At 40.3% G+C, this 21,016-nt stretch carries 17 protein-coding genes; 6 read left to right on the top strand and 11 right to left on the bottom strand.

Translation table 11 applies throughout. The features are described 5' to 3' along the window. Window positions 1-22 precede the first annotated feature (22 nt). The 4 genes from IGJ25_RS04015 to IGJ25_RS04000 form a co-directional block, all read right to left on the bottom strand. Entirely contained in the window at window positions 23-1,729 is a 1,707-nt protein-coding gene (locus IGJ25_RS04015; protein WP_010748826.1) for a glycoside hydrolase family 3 protein, read from the bottom strand. A gap of 108 nt (window positions 1,730-1,837) precedes the next feature. Continuing rightward, window positions 1,838-3,127 (bottom strand): PTS sugar transporter subunit IIC, encoded by a 1,290-nt coding sequence (locus IGJ25_RS04010; RefSeq protein WP_008378054.1) that lies wholly within the window; start codon window positions 3,125-3,127, stop codon window positions 1,838-1,840. A 5-nt stretch (window positions 3,128-3,132) separates the two neighbouring features. Beyond that, window positions 3,133-4,503, bottom strand: a complete 1,371-nt coding sequence (locus IGJ25_RS04005) for a glycoside hydrolase family 1 protein (RefSeq protein WP_081116966.1) — start codon at window positions 4,501-4,503, stop codon at window positions 3,133-3,135. Between the two features lie 113 nt (window positions 4,504-4,616). After that, window positions 4,617-5,417: a MurR/RpiR family transcriptional regulator gene (locus tag IGJ25_RS04000; RefSeq protein ID WP_438779115.1), complete on the bottom strand. Its 801-nt coding sequence runs from the start codon at window positions 5,415-5,417 to the stop codon at window positions 4,617-4,619. Between the two features lie 205 nt (window positions 5,418-5,622). Here IGJ25_RS04000 and IGJ25_RS03995 point away from each other — a divergent pair, with 205 nt between their 5' ends. Next, window positions 5,623-6,390, top strand: a complete 768-nt coding sequence (locus IGJ25_RS03995) for a helix-turn-helix domain-containing protein (protein ID WP_228077446.1) — start codon at window positions 5,623-5,625, stop codon at window positions 6,388-6,390. Here IGJ25_RS03995 and IGJ25_RS03990 read toward each other — a convergent pair. After that, the gene (locus IGJ25_RS03990) at window positions 6,295-7,158 is read right to left on the bottom strand and encodes a hypothetical protein (RefSeq protein ID WP_225001301.1); all 864 of its coding nucleotides are present in this window, start codon (window positions 7,156-7,158) and stop codon (window positions 6,295-6,297) included. The two genes, IGJ25_RS03995 and IGJ25_RS03990, sit on opposite strands and share 96 nt — an antisense overlap. Before the next feature lie 880 nt (window positions 7,159-8,038). Here IGJ25_RS03990 and IGJ25_RS03985 point away from each other — a divergent pair. Further along, the gene (locus IGJ25_RS03985; RefSeq protein WP_081116967.1) at window positions 8,039-8,242 is read left to right on the top strand and encodes a hypothetical protein; all 204 of its coding nucleotides are present in this window, start codon (window positions 8,039-8,041) and stop codon (window positions 8,240-8,242) included. Window positions 8,243-8,438: 196 nt separating this feature from the next. On the opposite strand, the gene IGJ25_RS03980 is transcribed toward IGJ25_RS03985, so the two are convergent. Continuing rightward, window positions 8,439-9,929 carry a helix-turn-helix domain-containing protein gene (locus tag IGJ25_RS03980; protein ID WP_438779114.1) on the bottom strand — a complete coding sequence of 497 codons (1,491 nt, stop codon included), beginning with the start codon at window positions 9,927-9,929 and terminating at the stop codon, window positions 8,439-8,441. Window positions 9,930-10,107: 178 nt separating this feature from the next. On the opposite strand from IGJ25_RS03980, the gene IGJ25_RS03975 reads away from it, so the two are divergent. Further along, the gene (locus IGJ25_RS03975) at window positions 10,108-10,683 is read left to right on the top strand and encodes a recombinase family protein (RefSeq protein ID WP_438779113.1); all 576 of its coding nucleotides are present in this window, start codon (window positions 10,108-10,110) and stop codon (window positions 10,681-10,683) included. Window positions 10,684-10,858: 175 nt separating this feature from the next. On the opposite strand, the gene IGJ25_RS03970 is transcribed toward IGJ25_RS03975, so the two are convergent. Further along, complete coding sequence (locus IGJ25_RS03970) at window positions 10,859-13,750, bottom strand: bacterial Ig-like domain-containing protein (RefSeq protein WP_438779112.1); 2,892 nt, start codon at window positions 13,748-13,750, stop codon at window positions 10,859-10,861. Between the two features lie 266 nt (window positions 13,751-14,016). Here IGJ25_RS03970 and IGJ25_RS03965 point away from each other — a divergent pair, with 266 nt between their 5' ends. The 3 genes from IGJ25_RS03965 to IGJ25_RS03955 all read left to right on the top strand — a co-directional run bounded on the left by IGJ25_RS03965 (window position 14,017) and on the right by IGJ25_RS03955 (window position 17,499). Then, complete coding sequence (locus IGJ25_RS03965; RefSeq protein WP_438779111.1) at window positions 14,017-15,522, top strand: helix-turn-helix domain-containing protein; 1,506 nt, start codon at window positions 14,017-14,019, stop codon at window positions 15,520-15,522. Window positions 15,523-15,979: 457 nt separating this feature from the next. Beyond that, window positions 15,980-16,855 carry a LysR family transcriptional regulator gene (locus tag IGJ25_RS03960; protein ID WP_225001299.1) on the top strand — a complete coding sequence of 292 codons (876 nt, stop codon included), beginning with the start codon at window positions 15,980-15,982 and terminating at the stop codon, window positions 16,853-16,855. 491 nt (window positions 16,856-17,346) lie between these two features. After that, a complete protein-coding gene (locus tag IGJ25_RS03955; protein ID WP_179135471.1) occupies window positions 17,347-17,499 on the top strand; it encodes a hypothetical protein in 153 nt (50 codons plus the stop codon). Window positions 17,500-17,550: 51 nt separating this feature from the next. Here IGJ25_RS03955 and IGJ25_RS03950 read toward each other — a convergent pair whose 3' ends face one another. From IGJ25_RS03950 to IGJ25_RS03935, 4 genes are all read right to left on the bottom strand, one after another. After that, window positions 17,551-18,084, bottom strand: a complete 534-nt coding sequence (locus tag IGJ25_RS03950; protein WP_225001298.1) for an IbrB-like domain-containing protein — start codon at window positions 18,082-18,084, stop codon at window positions 17,551-17,553. Next, window positions 18,011-18,502: a hypothetical protein gene (locus IGJ25_RS03945; protein ID WP_005227570.1), complete on the bottom strand. Its 492-nt coding sequence runs from the start codon at window positions 18,500-18,502 to the stop codon at window positions 18,011-18,013. The genes IGJ25_RS03950 and IGJ25_RS03945 overlap by 74 nt, the downstream gene beginning before the upstream one ends. A gap of 36 nt (window positions 18,503-18,538) precedes the next feature. Continuing rightward, complete coding sequence (locus tag IGJ25_RS03940) at window positions 18,539-19,846, bottom strand: DUF3440 domain-containing protein (protein WP_225001297.1); 1,308 nt, start codon at window positions 19,844-19,846, stop codon at window positions 18,539-18,541. 322 nt (window positions 19,847-20,168) lie between these two features. Then, window positions 20,169-20,627, bottom strand: a complete 459-nt coding sequence (locus tag IGJ25_RS03935) for a hypothetical protein (RefSeq protein ID WP_081116972.1) — start codon at window positions 20,625-20,627, stop codon at window positions 20,169-20,171. Window positions 20,628-21,016: the final 389 nt, after the last annotated feature.

The following is a 21,016-nucleotide window of genomic DNA, read 5'->3' as shown; positions in this document are numbered from 1 at the left end:
TTTCTCCTCCTTCTTATAAAAGTTATTTTGCTCTAGCTAAAAAGTCCCCACAAAATGGATCGATCGGGCTCTTACCTTTAAACGGTTCTTTCCCTAGCAATTTCTGGATTACAGCCTCCACTGTTTCTGGATTTCCTGTATACGCATTGATAAAAGTTGAAACATAAGGGATGTCAAATAAGTGATAGGGATTGGCAGTAGAAACAAAAATGGTAGGGAGATCCTTTTCATACCAGGGAGCATTTGCGGCCATCAAATGATTCCAATCCAAACGAACTGTTGTCTGATTGCTGGCGGTCTCAACATTAGCAACATACAATGCCAAATCAAATTTATTTCCAAGATCCTCAACCCCTGCCTCGAAAACCTCTTGGAAATCCAATTGTTGATTATCGAAAAGGTTGACTTCAAATCCAGCAGCTTCTAATCCAGCTTTAAAAAGCGGACCCACTCGTCCTCCCTCTTTAAATCCACCGTCGTCAGAATCACCCAAAATAACGAGACGGATTCGAGGGTATCGTTGTGGGGTGAGTGGTAAGTGTTTTTCTCTGTCTTTGACCAATGTAATCGACTCATCAGCAATTTTTTTCGTTACCCACTGATATTCAGTACGATCGATGACACTTTTAGGAGTACTATTGACTGTCTCTTCCCTTACTTCAGTAAATAAACCATGGTACATCTTGACTGCTAAAATTCGTGCGACTGCTTCATCCAAACGTTCCATACGAATGCTTCCCTCTTTTACAGCAGATGCGATCACTTCATAATCTTCATCAATATTTTTATTAAAAAGCAACATATCGATTCCTGCATTGATTGAAGCAACGAGTCGCTCTCTATGAGGCATGATCGTCGTGTAACCGACCATTGGTGTTGCATCAGTGATAGCCAAACCATTGAAGCCCAGTGTATCTCTTAGTAACCCGTTAACTAGAAGTTTCGAGCAAGAAGCAGGCATCAATTCGGTTTCTCTGATAGTTGGTGAAAGTTTTCGCTCCCACGCAGGCTGATAAATGTGTCCCACCATGATACAGCTGACGTTTTTTTCAATAAACTGGCGATAAATAGTCCCATACGATTCCATCCACTCATTCGCGGAGAGTGAATTGATCGAACTCAGTAAATGTTGATCCCTTTCATCAACACCGTCCCCAGGAAAATGCTTGATCACTGGAATGATGTTACTCTCAGAAAAACCGTCTATCTGCGCTTGAGCCATGCGAATAATTCGTTTTTGATCACTTCCAAATGTGCGAGTATTCGTGATTGGGTTCTTGAAGTTATAATCAATATCGACAATCGGTGAAAAAGCCATATTAATACCAATTCGAGCCGCTTCCAGCCCAGCAATTTTTCCTAAGTAATAGGCATTTTCGGTGCAATCTGTAGCGGCGATCTGCATAGGATTACCGACCCATGTCCCTTCCGTAAGAATACCATTCCCACCTGACTCTAAATTTGCTGAAAGAAATAACGGTATTGTGCTAGCATCTTGGACTGCTCTTAGCTGATCCTTCAATTTTTCAGCATTGTCGGGGCGATACATCATTCCACCCGGTTGGTATTTCTTAATAAAAGCCGTCAATTCCTTTACAGAACCTGATTGTCCAATCACGAAAAAAAGCTGACCAATTTTTTCCATAACTGACATGTTTTCTACGATCTTCTGAATTTGTTTTTTCCTTGTCTCTGTAAATTTGAAAAGTGTTTCTCTTGTCTCTCTCACTGAGTTGTCCTCCAATCGATAGTTTCACAGACGACGAGCGCAAGAATCACTTCACTCTTGCGCTCGTTTGTTGTTATTATGGTTAACTGTAAATCCTGTGCGAGTTTCTTATCCAGCTTGTTCTTGTGCTAAACGTTCTTCTTGAACTGCTTGATTATCTAAGGTTTTAAAGAACGGGTAATAGATAGCCATAGAAATAGCAACTGCAAATAGTTGATAGATACCAAAAGAGAGACTCCCTTGAACGATGCCGTGGATCAGCGGAGGTAACGAGCCCGCCCCTAGGATGCCAATCGGTGCGGTAATGATTCCCATAGAAATCAATGCGTACCCAAGAGAAGTGATCACTAATGGCGTCAATAAGAACGGAATCAAAAGCATCACATTCAACATTACCGGCATTCCAAAGACAACTGGTTCATTTACACCAAAAAGACCGCTTGGAAATACGATTTTTGAAAATGATTTGTAGCGCTTACTCTTGGAAAATAAAAACATGTCAGTCACTAAACCAATCGTTGCACCGCTCCCCCCTAAACATGCCAAATCGTATAACCCAAAATTAATGGCATGAGGGACTGCTTCTCCCGCCGCCACAGCAGCACTATTGTCTGCAAGATAACCCAAGAAAATCGGCATGAGAATCGGCAATACGGTCATTGAACCATGAATCCCGAAAAACCATAAGAGATTCGAGATCAAAATAAGAATCAAAAAGGCAGTTAAGGAACCCGTCAATCGCTGCAATGGTTCTTGAAGCAATGTATAAACAAAATCTGTCGCTGAATTATAACTAGTTACGCTAAAACCAAATTTAACAATTCCAAAAAGTGACGCAATCACAACTGCTGGAATTAAAGAAGTAAATGACTTGGTCACCATTTCTGGCACCCCATCGGGCATTTTGATCGTAATATTTTTTTCCACAAACAATTTCATCAGTTGAATCGTGATCAGTGAAACGAAAATTGCCACGAAGACCCCGCGCGCGCCTAAATAATTGGTACTTAAAAATGAAGCTCTTGCTTCGGGATTTTCAGTGAGTGGCGTTAATAACAGGAAACATACCAATGAGATGAACCCCGTCCCCAAGGCTTGTTCTTTGATCCCGAATATTCCTGCTCCACAGTAGGCAATACTAAATGCCATATACAAACCTAATAAATCAATTGTGTAAGCTGGAATATAATTCATTACTGTCCCAATGTTGGTCACTGATAGAAAGTTTTGATACGGTTCCCAGCTTAAACTAGAAATAACTGTAAAGATGGCACCTAACATAATAACGCCTAGTAATGACATCGAACCTGTACTCACACTTTTTAAATAGCGATTCGAAGAAATTTTATTCGCAACGGGAATAAATCTTTTTTCCATAAAGTGGATAAATGCATTCATTTTTCTTACCCCTTTTTAGTGTTTTTTATTTTATTTTGGTACCAATAGTAACTGTCTTTGGGAATTCGTCGACATTCTTTTGGATCTTCATCTGTGCGATCAACAAAAATCAAACCATATCGCTTTTTAAACCCTTGGTGTGAACTAACCAGATCAAGTAGTGACCAAGGACTATAACCCAATAAAGGATATCCTTCCTCCATAAAACGCTCACATTGCTTAATATGCTGTTCTAAGTAATCAATACGATAGACATCGTGAATTTGCCCATCTTCAATACGATCAGAATACGCTAAACCGTTTTCAGTCACCATCATTGGTAATTGGTATTTTTCATAAATCGACCGCATACCTATATATAATCCTTCAGGGTCAATACCAAATTCCATCCATTTCGTCTTCGTTAAATAAGGATTGTTCCCTAAGGTAAATCGCTCATTTCGATAAAATGGTGGTAGTTTGCTTGTATCTTCTCCCGGTTCAACGGCACGTATACAGGTACTACAGTAATAGTTTATCCCTATAAGATCTGGTTTATTCTTCTTCAAAATTTCTTGATCAGCTGGTTCCGTTTCTGGATACCAACCTTTCTCATTCAAATAATTGCAGTAGCTTTTCGGGTACTCGCCGAATACTGACATGTCGAGAAAACAATTTTGTAAAAAGTCTTCGGCGTTCTTAGCTGCTAAGATGTTCCTTGGCGAAGGTGTTTCAGGATAAACAACTTGCATAGAGCACACCGGTCCAATTTTCCCATCTCTTACGATTTTTCGAAAAACTTGAATTGTCTTTTTCTCAGCTAGCGACATATTGTAACTCATTTGATACATCTGCTTCATTTTTTCATCTGCATCCGTTTCGTGATTGCCATTTAAATCAGAAGCTGCTGTGACGATCAATTGCTCGTTGATCGTTCCCCACAACTTGACTCGATCACCGAAATGCTGAAAGCAAACTTTTGCATAAGCAACAAAGTAATCAATACATTTTCTTGATTTCCATCCGCCAAATTTGGTTACCAATGCTTGCGGCATTTCAAAATGATAGAGGGTAGGAAAAGGTGTGATTCCTTTTTCAAGACACCCATCAATCAAACGATTATAAAAATCGATGCCTTCTTGATTCGGCTGATCACCATCACCCATGACACGTGTCCAATTGAACGAAAAACGATAGAGATCGATCCCTAAGTCTGCCATTAATTCAATGTCTTCGCTTAGATGATGATAGTGATCGGACGCGATCTTCGAATCTGCAATTCCCTCCGGTACGTGACGCACATCTGTTGTTGCAATCCCTTTTCCACCTTCACCAAAGCCTCCTTCTACTTGAAATGCTGAGGTTGATGCCCCCCAATAAAAATCTTTTTTAACCATTGTTCCTTCCACCTTTCCCTTATAAGAAAACGATACCATTCAGAATTAATTCTAACGACAACAAAACAAGACCTCTGGTTTCAAATCCAAAGGTCTTGTTTCAAAATATGAAACTATTGAGGCAAATAGAACTTTTTCATATACATATAAATCAGTAACTCCATCGTGTATAGAATAGCAATCCGTCCTTCGGTGTTTTCGTTGATCTCTCCACAGAGGATAATTTGGTCTGCACTTCGCTCAATGATTGGAGAATGCTTAAACGTAAAGACGATAATTTTGATTCCCTTTTTCTTCAATGCTGCAATCACTTTTTCACTAAAGTAAAAGAAACCACCCTCCATCGAAAAAATCAAAACCAAGCTATATGGCGAGCTTTCTTCCACAATTTTTAATTGCTCTTCCACTGTAAAACCAATCCGAATAATTTTATCCATGCTTGCTAATTTGCTTTGCAAATGCTGTCCCATAAAAGCAGCAAATTCTAAGCCAAACACTGCAACGTTTTCTGTTTCATAGATCGCAGAGACCACTGTTTCAAGTTCTGAAATCGAGAGATGTTCTTTGGCGTACCTCAAATTGATCAAAAGATTTGAGGTGAATTCGTCCAGAAATTTCTCCCTTTGTTCCACGGGCTGGATCACTTTTTTGGAATAATCGCTGACGATATCGATCTCTTTTTCAACCGCTTGTTTGAATTCCGTATAAGATGAAAAAGCCAAAATTCGAATGAATCGCGAAATCGCTGCAGTCGACACAAAGCATTCTTCTGCGAGTTCATAAATGGTCATCTTAGGGATTTTCGAAAAACTTCTTAGAATCGCCTGTGCAATAAAGTAATTATTGTCTTGTTTTTTTTGATTATTTAAATAGCGCAACAAAAGACTTCTGACTGAGGTTCCTTTATTTTCCATTCGTGCTACCTCCTAAATACGCTTTCACCTAAATATACAATGAAAGCTAGGGAAAGCAAAGTTGAATTGGTGAAATTCTCCTTATACTCTGCGCCCATTTCGATAATTTAAATCTAAAAACCTTTCCCTTGCCTTGCCCGTATCCATATTCCATAATCAGACGTGAGCGATGATCCATCAAACAGACCGTATGGGAGTGTTACGAATGAATAATTTTCAGATGACGTTTATTACTTCTACGACCACCAATCGTTGGTTGAAACTATTGAATCTTTTGGAACGGCATAAGACCCTTTCGAATCGTGAGTTGTCAAAAGCTGTCCAGAGTTCGCGGCGCACGATCATTTATGATATGGAGGGGCTACGGAACTACTTTGGAAGTACGCTAATGATCGAATCCACGTCGAATGGCTATTCTCTTCATGAATTACTACCGAAAGAATATCTGGAACGAAAACGAGCGCTCCTTCAGAATGAACCGTTATTCGTTATTCTTGAACATCTGTTTAAGGGAGAATATCGGACAGTTTCCGAATGGGCAGACTATTTTTATCTTTCTGAGAGTTCCCTTTTACGCTATTTGACACTTTTTGAAAAAGCCCTGAAGCCCTTTCAGTTATCTGTTGATCATAAGAATTTCCGTCTGATCGGATCAGAAGCGGATATTCGCAAATTTTTCCATGCCTTTTATTATGAGTCGGATGCTACGCCTCATACGGTACGTCCAACCATTGCTGTGCAAAATATCGTCTTAGATTTTTTTCGCAATATACGCGGCAAAACCAATAATACAGCTTCATTTTGGTATATCAGTTATTGGTTGTATATTATCCTTGAGCGTCATCAAGCGGGAGAAACTGTCGTTGTCTCCGAACAATTAAAAAAGATCGTCTTGGCAGATGAACTCTTCCAAGAAATCCAGCCCCTCAATCAATCTTTGCTTCTCTTCACTAGGAAACATTTGTTCCTCTAAGTTACTTCTTGTTGATGCAATTGTTTGCTGTGTTACACCTTCTTGTAGTTGCTCAAAAGTATCCCCTACAAAAAGATCATAGACACTTTGCCCGAATTGGCGATCATCTTCATAATAGCGATCTTCCATCAAGACGCCGGTAGCTGCCGCATGGATCGGATTACCTGATGGATTAAGATCTCTGATCGTATAAGTATCACCACGTCTCGGTCTCAATTGGTCATTTAAATTTACTTGCCAAATCATATGGGAGCCTGTCGCAGCATTTTTAAATGTCTGAGCCGACTGTCCATTGCTAAATGTAACCCTCGCGCCATAATTTATGAAATGCTTACTGATATCATGATTGAATACAGGTAACCCATTCGCATCTTCCTCTATCCATACATTAAAAATATAAGCACTACTTCCAGTTGTATTGAGTGTTTCTCTTTTGTTAAGACCCTTCAAAGAATAGATGGGGCTTCCTTGAGTATTCATCTGTAGTACTTGTTCAGATAATGCGTTTGTGTCCGTCATATCCCTAGCTTCTGACTTTTGGGTATCATCTGGTGCTAAATGTTGTTCTTGTGGATCGACTGGTTCATTTTCAGCTTGTTTTGCTGCCTCTGGCTGCTTCTCTTCTAACCCATCCACTAGTTTTTCTATGTTATAATTTTCTTCCAAATCCTCGTGCTCTTGTGCCATCGCTACCACTAGTAATGATGATAAATTCATTTGGCAAACGAGTAATAAACCTGTTGCTTTCAATTTAAAATTGTTTTTCATTTTATTTTCCCTTCCAACTCAACCTATATATCTTTCTATCGTTGTATTTCTTCATGTTCTCCGGTTAATGATGCTTGTACGAATTCATCCTTCCTCATCAGGTAGTTTGTCATAGAATGACTTCGCATTTTCTTCTGAGCCAATCACCGCTGCTAGAATGGAGAACATTGTCCGATGACTGATCATTAACAAACCTGTGACTTCATCACTAAATTAGTTATTCATAAGTCACCCCTGCTTCTCTATTCTTTCGTACGTTAAAGATTCATTTCACTTTTATCACGCGTCCTTTCTTACTCCCTTAAAAAAAATCTGTCTTAGACCTTATTGGAACAACCTATTCGATAGAAACTCACTAAATATCATAGATGAGCTCTAAAAAAAGATGTTTTTTTGACGAAATTTTATTGTTTTAATCGAGGTTAAATTTAACACGGTTGCTCATCGAGCAATAAATCAAGATTTGCAAACCTGTGTGAATAAATTGATTTTCATTTTCTTTTCAAATAAGGCATTTTGAAAGTTTGTGCAAAAAAAAGCGTTATAAAAAAAGACGATTCCTTATGATTTAAAAAGGATCGTCCATTTATGTTATTACCTGTAACCACTTGACTCAATACGATGGATACATTGTTTTTGCCTACTCATTCTTAGCATTGTCTGAAACATTTTTATCAACAGTTATCTTCAACAGAATGCTTCTTTTCTATAAAAAATGTCAGAAAAAAGCAAAATAAAAGAAATTATATGTAATTTTACACATCTTCTAAAAAAATTCATTTTTCTTTGGTATACTAAACGTAGATCTGCATATCATTAGATTTACGTTGCCCGTTAGTGAAGTTTCAGGCAACGTTTCTTTATGGGGGATAGATAAAAAATGGAAGAGAAAAAGATTTTTGAGAAGCGCTGGTTATTAGCTACCAGTGAACAACGAGAGAAATACCAAGCCTTGATTGCCTCTTACCCTTCAATCGAATGGACATTCAAAGAAAAAAGCTACCTTTTATGGCTGTGTCAGTTAGACAGTGATACGTTCAAAACCTTTGAAGCGATTTTTGATAAACTAGTAAATGCCAACTAATTATTTTCGCGTAGGCTGTTCTTTCACCAAAATAACCCAATCTTTTGGTATTCAGGAATAGTGGGCATATTTTCAGATAACTCCCTTTTTTATTAGACAAACGAATAAAAGCCGCACCCGTCGATCGTAACGGTTGCGGCTTTTCTCTTTGATCTATCCACCCATGTCCTCGTCATGCTGTGTTGCAACACGTGGATTAGGCTGTGGGAACGCTTAACGCTTGCCCTAACTGAGGATCGATTTTTTCAATCACTCTTAGCCAATCTTGATGATCGGGGATTGCTTTGAGTAAAAGAGAATCAGTCGATAAGATGAACTCTGATAAATATTCACTATAATTCGTGACCACAAGATCAATGGCGTTTTCCTTCAAATAATCGCTCGTCAATTCATTGATTTTTGGAAAAAATACCCGATGATCATTGCCGACATAACGCAAGAAGCGCGCACGAATCGTGTGACAGGCATAGAGATCACCTTCTATTATCAACGCGATCCGTTTGACTTTTTGAGCATAAAGCTCCCTGATTGCTTCACTGTAAAGGGTCAGTGCCGCACAAACATCTGACAGATACTCCTGTTTGACCCCTAGAATCGCTTGGTGCTGCTTCATAAATGCCAGATTTTTTTGATAAGCAGTAGAACCATGCTTTTGCGCTTCAGTTTTTACTTCTGTTAGCAAGTGATTTAAAACGGGCGCCAGCTGCTCATTGATTTTCTTTGACAGGAAAAAGGCGTGGATCATCGTCTGGACCTGTTGAGGCTCTTGAAAGGAAATGCCCCATTCTTGCACGAAGCGCTGACTCAGTTCTTCGAGTTCAGGATACAGCCCAAACGCTGCAACGAATTGCTGCTCTTTTTCAGGCTCGGTCAAAGTTCGTTTCATCACGGTCACTAAATAAAGCCACATCATTTCTTGTTGCGGTAGTCTTACTCGGTATAGCGCTTCGATTTTAGGCGCTAAGTTCTTCATTATCGCAAACGCCTCATGCGTTTCGACGATTGCTGCCAACGATCGAGGAATCTGAACAGTCTTTCCCAGTTGATAGCGCTTGATCGTAATATACAAACTATAATAAAAATCACTCGGAGAAACGCCTGTATTCACCAGCGCTGTGGGAATTTTTGAGAAGGCATCACTGACTAACGCGATCAGTTCTTTGGGGGGCAAGAGCGTATGCGGCGTGACATCTGATTCATAATAAAAATCTTTAAAAAACTTGCGAATATTGGCTTCTGATCCACTCAAATTCACCGGTTGCAAGATCCACTCTAAATGATACTTTCGTAACGTCGCAGAAGCGGTATTCAAATAACGACGCATCGTACTTTCTGATACATATAAGCGCTGCGCCCACTCTTCAACCGAACAGAATTCCCCGTGGAAAATGGCTTCCACGATTTGATACATGCCTTCTTCTGCAACAAGCTCCTTTTTTTGAGACAAGTATCTTTTCGGATCAGTTTCCCTAAAATGATAGCCATTGGCTTCAAGAGTAAATTCCGCTGCCTCCTGCAGATAGGTTTTCAATTCCTTGATGTCAGAGCTGATCGTCCGTTGGGTCACATCAAGCTTGTTGGCTAAACTTGCGATGGAACAAGTCCGTTCTCGCTCAAAGGTATTTAACATTTGAAGCCATCGAACGGTCGTTTTGTTTAGCATAAAATTTAACTGCAATTCTCTCATTTTGCCCTCCGTGTTTCTCCTTCACCGACTGGTTTCTTTTCTATAGTACAATATTTGCGTCTATAAAAAAACCTTCCTATTTCCCAAATTTACTTAAGTTGGTGTTAGAATATGTACTTAAGTGAACAAACAAGGTATTCTCTATGTAGACTCTTTTTGTGCAACTGGAGGAATTTGTATGACAAATATGGTTTATGGATACGCCCGTGTATCCACAAGACAACAGGATCTCTCTCGTCAATTGGATTTACTTGACCGGTATGAATGCAACAAAATTTATACTGAAAAGATCAGTGGTGTACGCGCAAATCGTCCTGAATTAAATAAACTAAAAAAACGAGTGAAAGAAAACGATAAAATCATTATTGAAAGTTTCTCGCGGCTAGGAAGAAGTACCAAAGACCTGATTGATCTCGTCTACTTTTTTGAAAAGAAAGGGGTAAAAGTCATCAGTATCAAAGAAAATTTTGATACACAAACCCCTCAAGGAAAATTAATGATGACTGTTTTCCAAGCCTTTAGCCAATTCGAACGAGACATCATCGTTGAGAGGACCAAAGAAGGCTTAGAATCCGCGCGTGCTAGAGGAAATATTGGCGGTCGTCCACGAATCGATCCCACACTGATCCAACACGCATTGCACCTTTATCAAAAGGAAGGAAAAGCCGTTGTGGATATCTGTGCCCAAACAGGCTTAAAGCGCTCGACTTTTTATCGCTATCTTAGTCTGGAGAAGGATGAGGTCATTTCATAAATACACGTGCTGGTTGAACTTCGTACTTTCGGCTGCTCACTATATAAAAAACAGGACGAACATTGCTGATGTTTGTGATGGCTTAAAGATCGATTTTTTTCTCTCTTATAAGCGATTCATCCAGCTTGTTCGTCCTGTATGTTTTATTCTGCTAGCTCTTCTGTTGATCCTATTGTTATTTTCTCCATGATTTCTTACGGAACAAGAACACCAGTCCGCCGATTAAGAATAAGATACCTGTCACACTTAGCAAGACACTGCTTGTTTCTCCTGTTTTTGGCAGTTGCTTAGCAGTGGATTGTTTGCTTGCTTTGATCCGTGCTTTCTGTTCCGTTGCTGAGGGTTTGTCTGATTGTTCTGATGGCCGTTTTCCGTTTCTCTCTTGATTGTTTGTTTCTGACGTCTCTGTCTCAGGACGTGTCTTGATCGGTTCTTCTATTATTGGATCAGACGCTTCAGTTTCAGGGATTTCAGTCACAGGCGACTCACTTTCCGGACGATTTTCTTCTGGTACTTCTGTTGGCGTTTCTTCAGGTGTTTCGTTAGGCGCTTCGCTGACTTTTGCTTGTACAGTAATCACGGCATAGGCAATCACTGCTCCGTAATGGTAGGAGACCGTGTACTGACCGACTATGTTGTTGTTCACTGTGCCGTTGACTTCTACTTCTGAAAAGGCTACTTCTTTGCCATCACGATCCATGGCAGAATCAATGTTTGTTTCTGGTAGCCATTCATCGCCTTGCTTGATCGTTGAATCGTGAACTTTCAGGGACGTTTGATCCGCTTTTACGGTGATAGTGGCTTTGCTTTTTAAACCGTGATAGCTGTAAATGACCACGTATTCGCCAGCTTTTGTTGTATCTGCTTTGCCTGTAACAGTGATATCCCCAAAATCAACAGGTTTACCATCCCGATCCGTTGCGCTGTCGAAGTTGTCCTTGGCTTCCCAGTGTTCCCCTGTGTACAACTCGCTATCGTGAACTTTAACTGTCGTTTGATCGGCTTTGACGGTGATAATGGCTTTGCTTTCTACGCCATGATAGCCGTAAATGACTTCATACTTGCCTGCTTGCGTTGTATCGACAGTCCCCGTGACAGTGATATCCCCAAAATCAACAGATGAACCGTCTCTATCTGTTGCACTATCGTAGTTGTCCTTGGCTTCCCATTGTTCCCCTGTGTACAACTCGCTATCGTGAACTTTAACTGTCGTTTGATCGGCTTTGACGGTGATAATGGCTTTGCTTTCTACACCGTGATAGCTGTAAGTGACCTCGTACTTGCCTGCTTGCGTTGTATCGACAGTCCCTGTAACAGTGATATCCTCAAAAGCAACAGGTTTACCATCTCGATCCGTTGCGCTATCGAAGTTGTCCTTGGCTGTCCAGTTTTCTCCTGTGTACAACTCGCTATTGTGGACTTTGACTGTCGTTTGATCCGCCTTGACGGTAACAAGGGCTTTGCTTTCTATTCCGTTATAGCTGTAAATAACCACATATTCGCCAGCTTTTGTTGTATCTGCTTTGCCTGTAACAGTGATATCCCCAAATTCAACAGGTTTACCATCCCGATCCGTTGCACTATCGAAGTTGTCTCTGGCTGTCCAGTTTTCCCCTGTGTACAACTCGCTATCATGGGCAGTCACGTTGGTTTGATCGGCTTTGACGGTGATAATGGCTTTGCTTTCTATCCCATCATAACGATACACTACCTCATAGGTCCCCGCTTTCTTGGTATCCACGCTTCCGTCAACGCTCACATCGGCAAAAGCAACTGGATGGTTGTCCCGATCGACGGCTTGGTCGAAGTTATCTTCTGGGGACCAATTTTCGCCGACGTACAACGAAGAATCGTGAACAGTAATCGTAGTGAATCGAGGTTTGACGAGGACCGTTGCTTCTTTGCTTACATTGTTTAAGTGGTAGCTGATTGTATAAGTACCCGCTTGACTAGTATCGACTTGCCCAGACACACTGCCGCCCTCAGCGAGGAATTCCTCGTAAGTCAGTATTTTTCCTTCTTTTGAGACTGCTTGTTCAAAATTATCCGCCGCTGACCATGTATCCTGTTCATAAATCGTGGTATCTTTCACGGATAGCGCTGTGAAATCCGTTGGTGCTTTTTGATAGACGTAGGTCACTGTCGCTTCGCCTCGAGGAAAATTCCCTTTTGCATTCGTCGGTAGTTGATTGGTATCAAGAACGTACCCTGGAATTTCTGGAATAAACGCACTTGTAGAGACATTATAGGGTTCATTGGTGCTATTATGGATGGTTTGAGAAGGATAGATTTCCATCCCTGATTCATCCACATATTTAACCGTCAAATGGCTATTCGTAAAGCGAACATTATATGTCGCCGTGAACAAAAGGTTTCCGTTAACGTCGGTATATTCTAAAACCGCTGTTAAACCGTAATAGTTGATCGTAAAACCTGTGAAGCTTGTCCAAGATATATTTAATTGATTGGTACCAGTCACTTCACTTGTATACCATAGCCCCACCAGCATGTATACCTTATCCGTTTTGTAGACATAAAAATCTTCTGTCAGCTGCGGGTCTTGGTATAGTGTTTGGTGTGCGTATTTTTCCGGGATTGGCAAATCCAAAACCAGTGCTTTATACTTGATCGGATCATATTCTACAGTCAGATCGTAGTTGAAACTCTCGATACTCTTCGTTGATTCTGCAGCGAAAGGTTGACTATCCGTAGATTCTACAATGGTTTCAGCAGATGGGGCAGTAACTGAAATTTGAGTTTTTTCTGCAGTATCAGATGCGTTAGATTGATTTGTTTCTGGGTTTGAAGGGGTAGTCACCACTTCACTTGCGGTTGTTTCGGAAGATACGACGTCAGCATTTCCTTCTTGGGAATCTGTCTTTTCTCCTGAGTCCATGCTTCCTGTTGAATCTGCCAGCAAGGGAACCGATGAGTCTATGGATGGTGTTTGCTGCTCTGTTTGTTGTGTTTCTGTTGCCTGAGCGATCGGCCATGTGCTTGGAAAGGTTGTCCCTAAAATCAGCATCCCTACTAAAGCGCTCTTACTTATAACTACGCGTTTTTTCATTTTCATTTTTTCTCCTTTTTCTTTTCCCCAACGTTATTCACACTTATCTTTGGACCAATCTATCCAAGCGTTTTAGGTCTGCAACTGGCAAGGTTGTTTTTTCTAAAAAGCTGTTTTCAATGACTGTTTCACACTCGATGAAACATGCGGCGCACCATTAACATGAAATCCGCCAATTTTCAAGGGATAAGACTTCTTGATTGGCGCAGAGTATTATATAATTTACTTAAAACGAGCGTAATTTCAATGGATAGGTGGTGACTTCAATGTTAGAAAATTTATCTATCAACTTGCATCGGGACAAAGCATTTTCTCGACAAGTAAAAATCTTACAAGTGCTAAATGCTGCACCGACAGGGTATCATCCACAAGAATTGGCGACATTACTAGGGCTATCTTTGCCTACAGTTACCAAAGAGCTGAATATTTTAAGTGACAGTTTGCCAAAAGACCTGGTCAAGATCACACTCTCAGAAACGAACATCGTCTCGATCGCTTATGCGCCGAACGCTTCCATCAATTCTGCCATCCAATACCTGGGGATGGAAACGCTGGAGTTTAAAATCATGACGAGTATTATTGATAATAAAAAATACTCTATTCACCGAGCAACGATTGAATTCGGTTATTCTCGCAGTCATCTTTTACGGACGATCAGCTACATGAACAAGTCGTTGCAAACCTATTCTGTAACTATTGCCACGAATCATCTTGACTTTATTGGTACCGAAGCGGACATCCGATTTTGTCTGTTCGTCTTTTTTTCTGCTTATGGCGATAGCACGATTTTAGATAAGGATAGTCCCGCGGATGCCCGCCTGCTGGTCCAAAAAGCCAAGGAAGCCAACACGAAAGATTTGCATTACAGCCATTACCGACTTGCTCTGTGGCTAAGTATCGCCAAGCGTAGGTGGCGCTATTCTTACTTTTTGACCTTGCCGCCGTCTTTAGAACGCAATCTATTGGAGAAAGAACGCTTCGCTATTTTCTCAGAAATATTAAACGAACATTACTTGAAAAAATACCGAATCATCCACTTGCCGCAACAAGAACTGCTTTGGATCTTTGTCAATGCGCTCCATTGTCTTTCCTATAGTACGATGGACATCAACGGCGAAAGCGATGCGGATTACATTTTTCACCATACAGAAAGACCAGAAATTATTGCAGAAGCGGCTGCCTTTTTAGAGAAATCTGGCGTCGCTATTCCACCTGCAGCCGCCCACAAGATCATCGCGTATCTCGTGAATCTTCGCCTGCTGACGATGATTTCTGCCAATTATGAGTTTGCTGATCCGCAGATCAAAGCCTTTGTTGAAACGACATTCAAGACGGATTACCTTGCTTGGAATGAGTGGTTGAAACCTTTCAACGATCAAAGCCGCTTCTTTTCCTTTACTCACTTGGAACATATCGCAGTCACATTGACTTTGTTAAGCGAGTTAGCGCCTAATCCCCAGCTGAAAAAACACCTCAAAGTAGCCTTTGCTTTTCAAGGCGGTGCTGGATTAGATGCTTTCTTAGCTGCATCAACGGAATTATTTAAAAACGACCATACAGAAATCAGTTACTTTTTTGAAGTGGCTCCTGATGAACAAGAATTGATCCATCGGGAAATAGATTTGATCGTCAGCAATTTTGACTTGCATCTGAAAAGCAACACCAAATTTCAGCAACTACGCATTTCAAATGTCCCCACCCTTTCGGACTGGACGATCATCCACAAAACGATTGAACAGCTGATTCAGCCAAGAATCACACCGATTCGTTGACCTAAGGAAACTGACGGCCTTCTTGAAGGAAGCGCCGCCAGTTTTTCATTGCGCGGTTTGCTATTTTGACCCTTTCCTAAGTATCCATTTTTCTTTTCTCTTAGCGTGTCTATTTTTTTCACATCAGAAAAAAATCAGACCTTTTTTGCAAGATTCCTTTCCTAATAAACGCTTTTCCATTCAAGCGCAGCGGAGAAAGCCACTGTCTTGTTTTTATGTGCTGTTCGTAATCCCTGAAAAGTTGCCTGCTTCGTGAATTTTTAATGAAAGAAATTTTAGCGGCTATTTTTAGCCCCAGCTGTGAGAAGTGTTATTTTAAAAGCAAAGAAACATACGGTCATAACAGACTGCATGTTTTAAATAACTTTTGTATCTAATTTTTTTATTTACTAGAAAAAAAAGAAATTTTCTCCCCGCTCCTTTTTTGTATAATAGGTAAAAAGAGAGGGGAACAAACGTGGATTTTATCAAGGAGCTGCAATCCTTCAAAACAATCGTCGAGGAAGGTACGTTTACTAGAGCTGCCGCCAAACTAAACTATGCCCAGTCGACCGTTACGAACCATATCAAAAAGTTAGAAGACGAATTAGAAGTAGCGTTATTTTTGGAAGGAAAAAGCAATGTATTGACCTTGGAAGGCGAATTGTTGAAACAGGAAGTACCCGAACTGATTGCCCACTGGGAGCGGGTCAAAGAACAGTTGATCAATGCTTCCCATACGGTCGAGTATTCGTTGCGGATAGGCATCCTTCAACCCTATGACATTTTGGTTTTGCCTGCACTGCTTCACGATTTTTCGCAGCACTATCCAAAAATAAACTTCGAGATCATCGTGGGCTCAACACTGGAATTAGCCAATGCACTAAATGAAAACCGAATTGATTTCGCCTTATGCTCACTTCCTCACGAGAAACATTTTGCCTACGAGGAATTGTTTCAAGAAGAGCTTTGCTGCATTACCTCAATCTCAAACCCATTAATCATCAATAAGCTAGCCGACCTTGAAGGGAGCCATCTCTATCGTTCCAAGTCTGATTGTCCAGCTCGCACAAAAATTGAAAGCTATCTTGACAATCAGGTTCCTTCGATCCATTGGGAGTCTGTCAGCAATATCAGTACGATTCCTTACTTGATCGAACGAACTGGATACTTCAGTCTGATCCCTCGTTCCATCATTGAGCAAACTTATGCTCGAGTAAAAATCGTCTCGCTTCCTTTGCCTGATCCCCACATGTCGATCGGCTTATTGTCAAAACATCCACTGATGCTTTCTCCCAGCATCACAAAAAATTTTGTCATCGAGCTAAAAATGCGCTTACTATCTTTGTTATAAAACGGTTTTAATCCGCATTGATTTTTATGCAATTATGCTTTTTCCGGAAAAATAATGTCAGTCATTTTGTAAACCTCGTCACAGCGAGAAACAAAAGAGCTGCACCAAGTCTTTACGTTTTAAAGACTTGGTGCAGCAAGGTTTTTGAATTCACTTACGGTTATAAAGTTACAAGATAGTATCTTTTCTCACGTTTCGATTTTTTGTTATTATTTTACTTTTTTTTATGCAACCTGATACGATTATTCATGTAAATCGAAGAAAAATCAGAAAAAATGTCGTTATTCTTAACATTTCCGATTTTTTCTCCGATTGTAAAAAATAGAAACGTTTTTTCATCATTTATAAAGTATACTCAATTTTGAAGCGACGGGTTCTCAAGAAACTGAGGCTTGTACCCCGCAGGGCAAAGTCTTTGGGTAGTTATTGCTCAAGGAATCTGTTTTTGCAATTGTCAGAAAAAATAGACGATGAGAAAAGGAGGAAAAACCATGTTTATCATTGAAGCGATCTTCAGCTTTCTAAGAGACGCATTAGGTGTGATCCTAGCTATTCTCTTAGGGACGCTTTGTTTGTCGATGGTGGTCAATTTGATCGTTATCATTGTAAAAAACACCTATTCAAAATTTAAAAAGAATTATTAACGAATCGCTATCTTCTAATAGATAGCTTTTTTAAATAGTTTTTTCAACCTCTCAGGTCTCTTTTTTGCCTTTGTAATATCTTTTTTCAAACTCTATCCAAGACTTGCTGAATTCATGGTTAGAAAAGGCACTTTTTAAACCTGAACGCTGCTTAAAGCGAAAGACCTCTTCGCGGTCCATCCCCAATTCCTTGGCAATTCGTTCATCCGACCACTCGTTAGCCACTAACTGCTGCACGATATTTCCAATCTTCTCGATGCCATGGGTACCACGTGCTCGATTGTGGCGAATCGTTGAAGCGATGCGATTCTCGAAAGGCTTATCGATCACCGTGACCGGAACGCTTGGCAATTCCAAGCGATCTTTTGCTACGATGTACCGATGAAACCCATCGATCAAAATATACTTGTCTTGCTCCTTATCGTGGTAACAAACCAATGGCTGGGTAAAGCCATCTTCTCGAATCGACAGTTCCAGTAGATCCATTTCTGGAGCAGCCACGGTGTTGGGGTTATACGTATTCGCGTGAATCTTGCTGACTGGGATCAGCTTCGCCGCTAACACTGGAAAATCGATATCGCTCATGAGGTACTACACTCCTTTTTAGAAATGAATAATTTTTTGTTTGTCGATAAACCGCAAACCCTTTTGACTCCAAAAGTGCAATTTCACTAGGCTGGTTACTAGAAGCGAGAATCTCTGCTTCTGGGTAGTTGCGGCTGATATCCACCAGCATCTTCCGTAAAAGAAACTTTTTAAATTGAGCGGCTGGATCTTTTTCATAAAATTCCCCTAGCTCCACTTTATTGGCGCCTTTTTCATAATAAGAAAAAGCAGTCACCCGTTTTTCGTCATCAAGAATCACGTACCAGTAGCAGTTCTCATCATTGACCAAGTACGGAAATTGCTGCTGATACACCCGTTCTGCAAAAAAAGCCCCCATCAATTGATAGAATTGGCTTTTCTTATACGGTGGAAAAAATAAAACCAATCGTTCGTTCACAAAACCCTTCCTCTCTAAGGACGCACTCGTCCATCGTTAGGTGATTTTTTTCGTTAAATACTCGTATTTGGCATTCAATTTTTTTAACTGATACTTGGGTAAATGCTCGATCCCCAAAGCCGCCCCAAAATCGACCGCCAACTCATACAATTCAGACTCATCTTTTTTCGTCAAACTATATTGTCGCGTACTCAAAGAAAAATCATTTTTTTCTAACGCACGAGCGATCCCTTTCCAGTCATGCCAGAGTACTTCGTTTTTCAGCCAGTCCTTACGTTTGGTCACATCGGGTATATCTTCCACTTCGATCCCGTGCTTTTCTCGATAATGATCAATCAAGATCGTGATTTTGCGGTAATAATGATCCTGTAATTTCTTTGAATAAAGTCCAATTGATTCCAGTAAAAAGACCGCATACTCTTGCCAAGTCATATGACTAGGCTTTCTCGTATTGTAATGCGCCAGCAATCCTGTCTGGGCATACAATCGACCAAAATTGGCTCCTGACACACGATTTACGACGCGTTCCCACGTTTCCGGTTCCACCAAAGCATATTGGTACAAGCCTTTTCGTTGCTGCATACCGTAAGGCTGACAGATCCGCATTTGATGGATCGGAACGCCATGATCATACAACTTTTCATAAAAGCCATTGATCGGCCAGTCAAAATGGGCATAGGCTCCCCACACATCTTCGGTCTTCCAATCATAGATTGGGTAAAAATTTACGACCTTTGAATCTGCTACTTGCCGTTTGATCCAGCATTGCTTCCGAAAGTTATACTTTGGCGATGTGATCGATCGATACCGATACAGACTTTCCTGGGTTCGTATCCCCACACCACAAGCAACCGGCTCAAACTGATGATAGCTTGCGTACCAATGAGCAAAGTTTCGTAAAAACTTATCAGGGTTCATATTTGCACTCTGATAGATTTCCATCAATGATTCATCCAAATCAGCAAGTGAAATCGCATCTTTAGGCATCGGCTGTACCCACTTCTCACGTTCTTGTTCATCCCACATCAGCCATTGTGGCTGAAAGACGCTGGTATTGTTGTCCTCGTAAAAGGGCAAACAGAAGTGGAAGGTTTGATTGATACTTGGTAACGCTTTGATTTTTTTCATGAACGTTCTCGTAGCATCATAATTTGCCTCGATATCTAAAATCAGCAGATCAAAGGTTTTCTTTTTTTTCTGTGCGACTTGGTCAGCCAACTGGATTATGGCCCCGCTATCTTTTCCACCACTGAAAGAGAAATACACATGGGGAAACGTATCAAAAATATATTCCAAACGCGTCATCGCCGCTTCTAGCACATTTTCCTTACAATATTTCTTCATAAAAGCTCATGTCCTCATTTTATTTGTCCTTTTTTTGAATAAGTATTACATTCTAGTATAAAGTTTCACTTGGCTTCTTACAAGGACTTAAGGGAGATTTCCCTGTTATTTCATACAGCGACATGTTGAAATACGCGCGCTCAGTATCGGATAATGAGTCAACTACAGGCTAAAAAAGCAGAGATATCAATTTTTTAAACTTCATAATCACTGCTTGCTACTGATACATCTGCTCTTTTTTGAATCACAAAAAGATAGCCTGTTTTTTCTATGATTTAGCTAATAGAAAGCAATACCATCAACCTGATTTTCCGTTCATTCATCACATGTACTTAATTTTCCATAACAGTGAAATTTCTTTGCTGAGGTCTTTGAGCTTCATAGCCTTTTGGATATTCTCAGACATCTTCTTGTAATTACTGATTTTTTCTTCTTTGGGCAGCAGTACATATTCTCGCTTGATTGCTTCAAACTTCTCTTCATGATCGATCACCAAAAGTTGCGTGATCAGATCATGGGCGATCCACCGATGATAGGAATTTTTGTGGGTATGCAGTGCCCAGATCCGTTCCCACTCATCATAAATCAGCTCAGGGTTTTTAATGGCTACTTCTTTAATGATCAAATAACTATTGAAATACTCATTGATATGATTTTGACCATCAACGACATTCTCCACTAGCTTCTCCCTTACCTTTCGATCATCGATCGCCGTTTGCACAAACGGTTGGGGATCAAACGATGTTGTCTGAAAATGACGCGCGATTTCTTGGTAGTCCATGCTTTCACCTTCTTTAAATGATTGATTTGCAGCAATTACTTTTTTTTATCCATATCTTCATTTTAACAGAATCTTTGTACGAAAAAGCGCTTTTTTGATTGCTTTTACGTTCCTTAAACGTTGGTCTCCTGTACCATTAGAGAATGATAATTCGTTGGCGCGTATTTTTCCTGGCAATATCCAATTTAAAATCGATCAAAAGAAACAGGGAAATCCCTCAATGAAAAGAAGGATTGTAGTCCCTTATCCAATGATCCATTGAGTGCTGACATTGGTTTCTTTGTAGTTTGTGATTTCTTATTCCATCGTATTCTTGACCTTGCGTCTGCAAAAGAGCGCCTGTACTAATAATTTTCTCAATGAAGAATGTGATAAAAATGACATAAAAA

It is taken from the genome of Enterococcus sp. DIV0240d (assembly GCF_051711245.1).
GTDB classification, from domain to species: Bacteria; Bacillota; Bacilli; order Lactobacillales; family Enterococcaceae; genus Enterococcus_D; species Enterococcus_D casseliflavus.
Note: the sequence above shows the minus strand (reverse complement) of the source record. Positions and strands in the feature narration are given on the sequence as shown.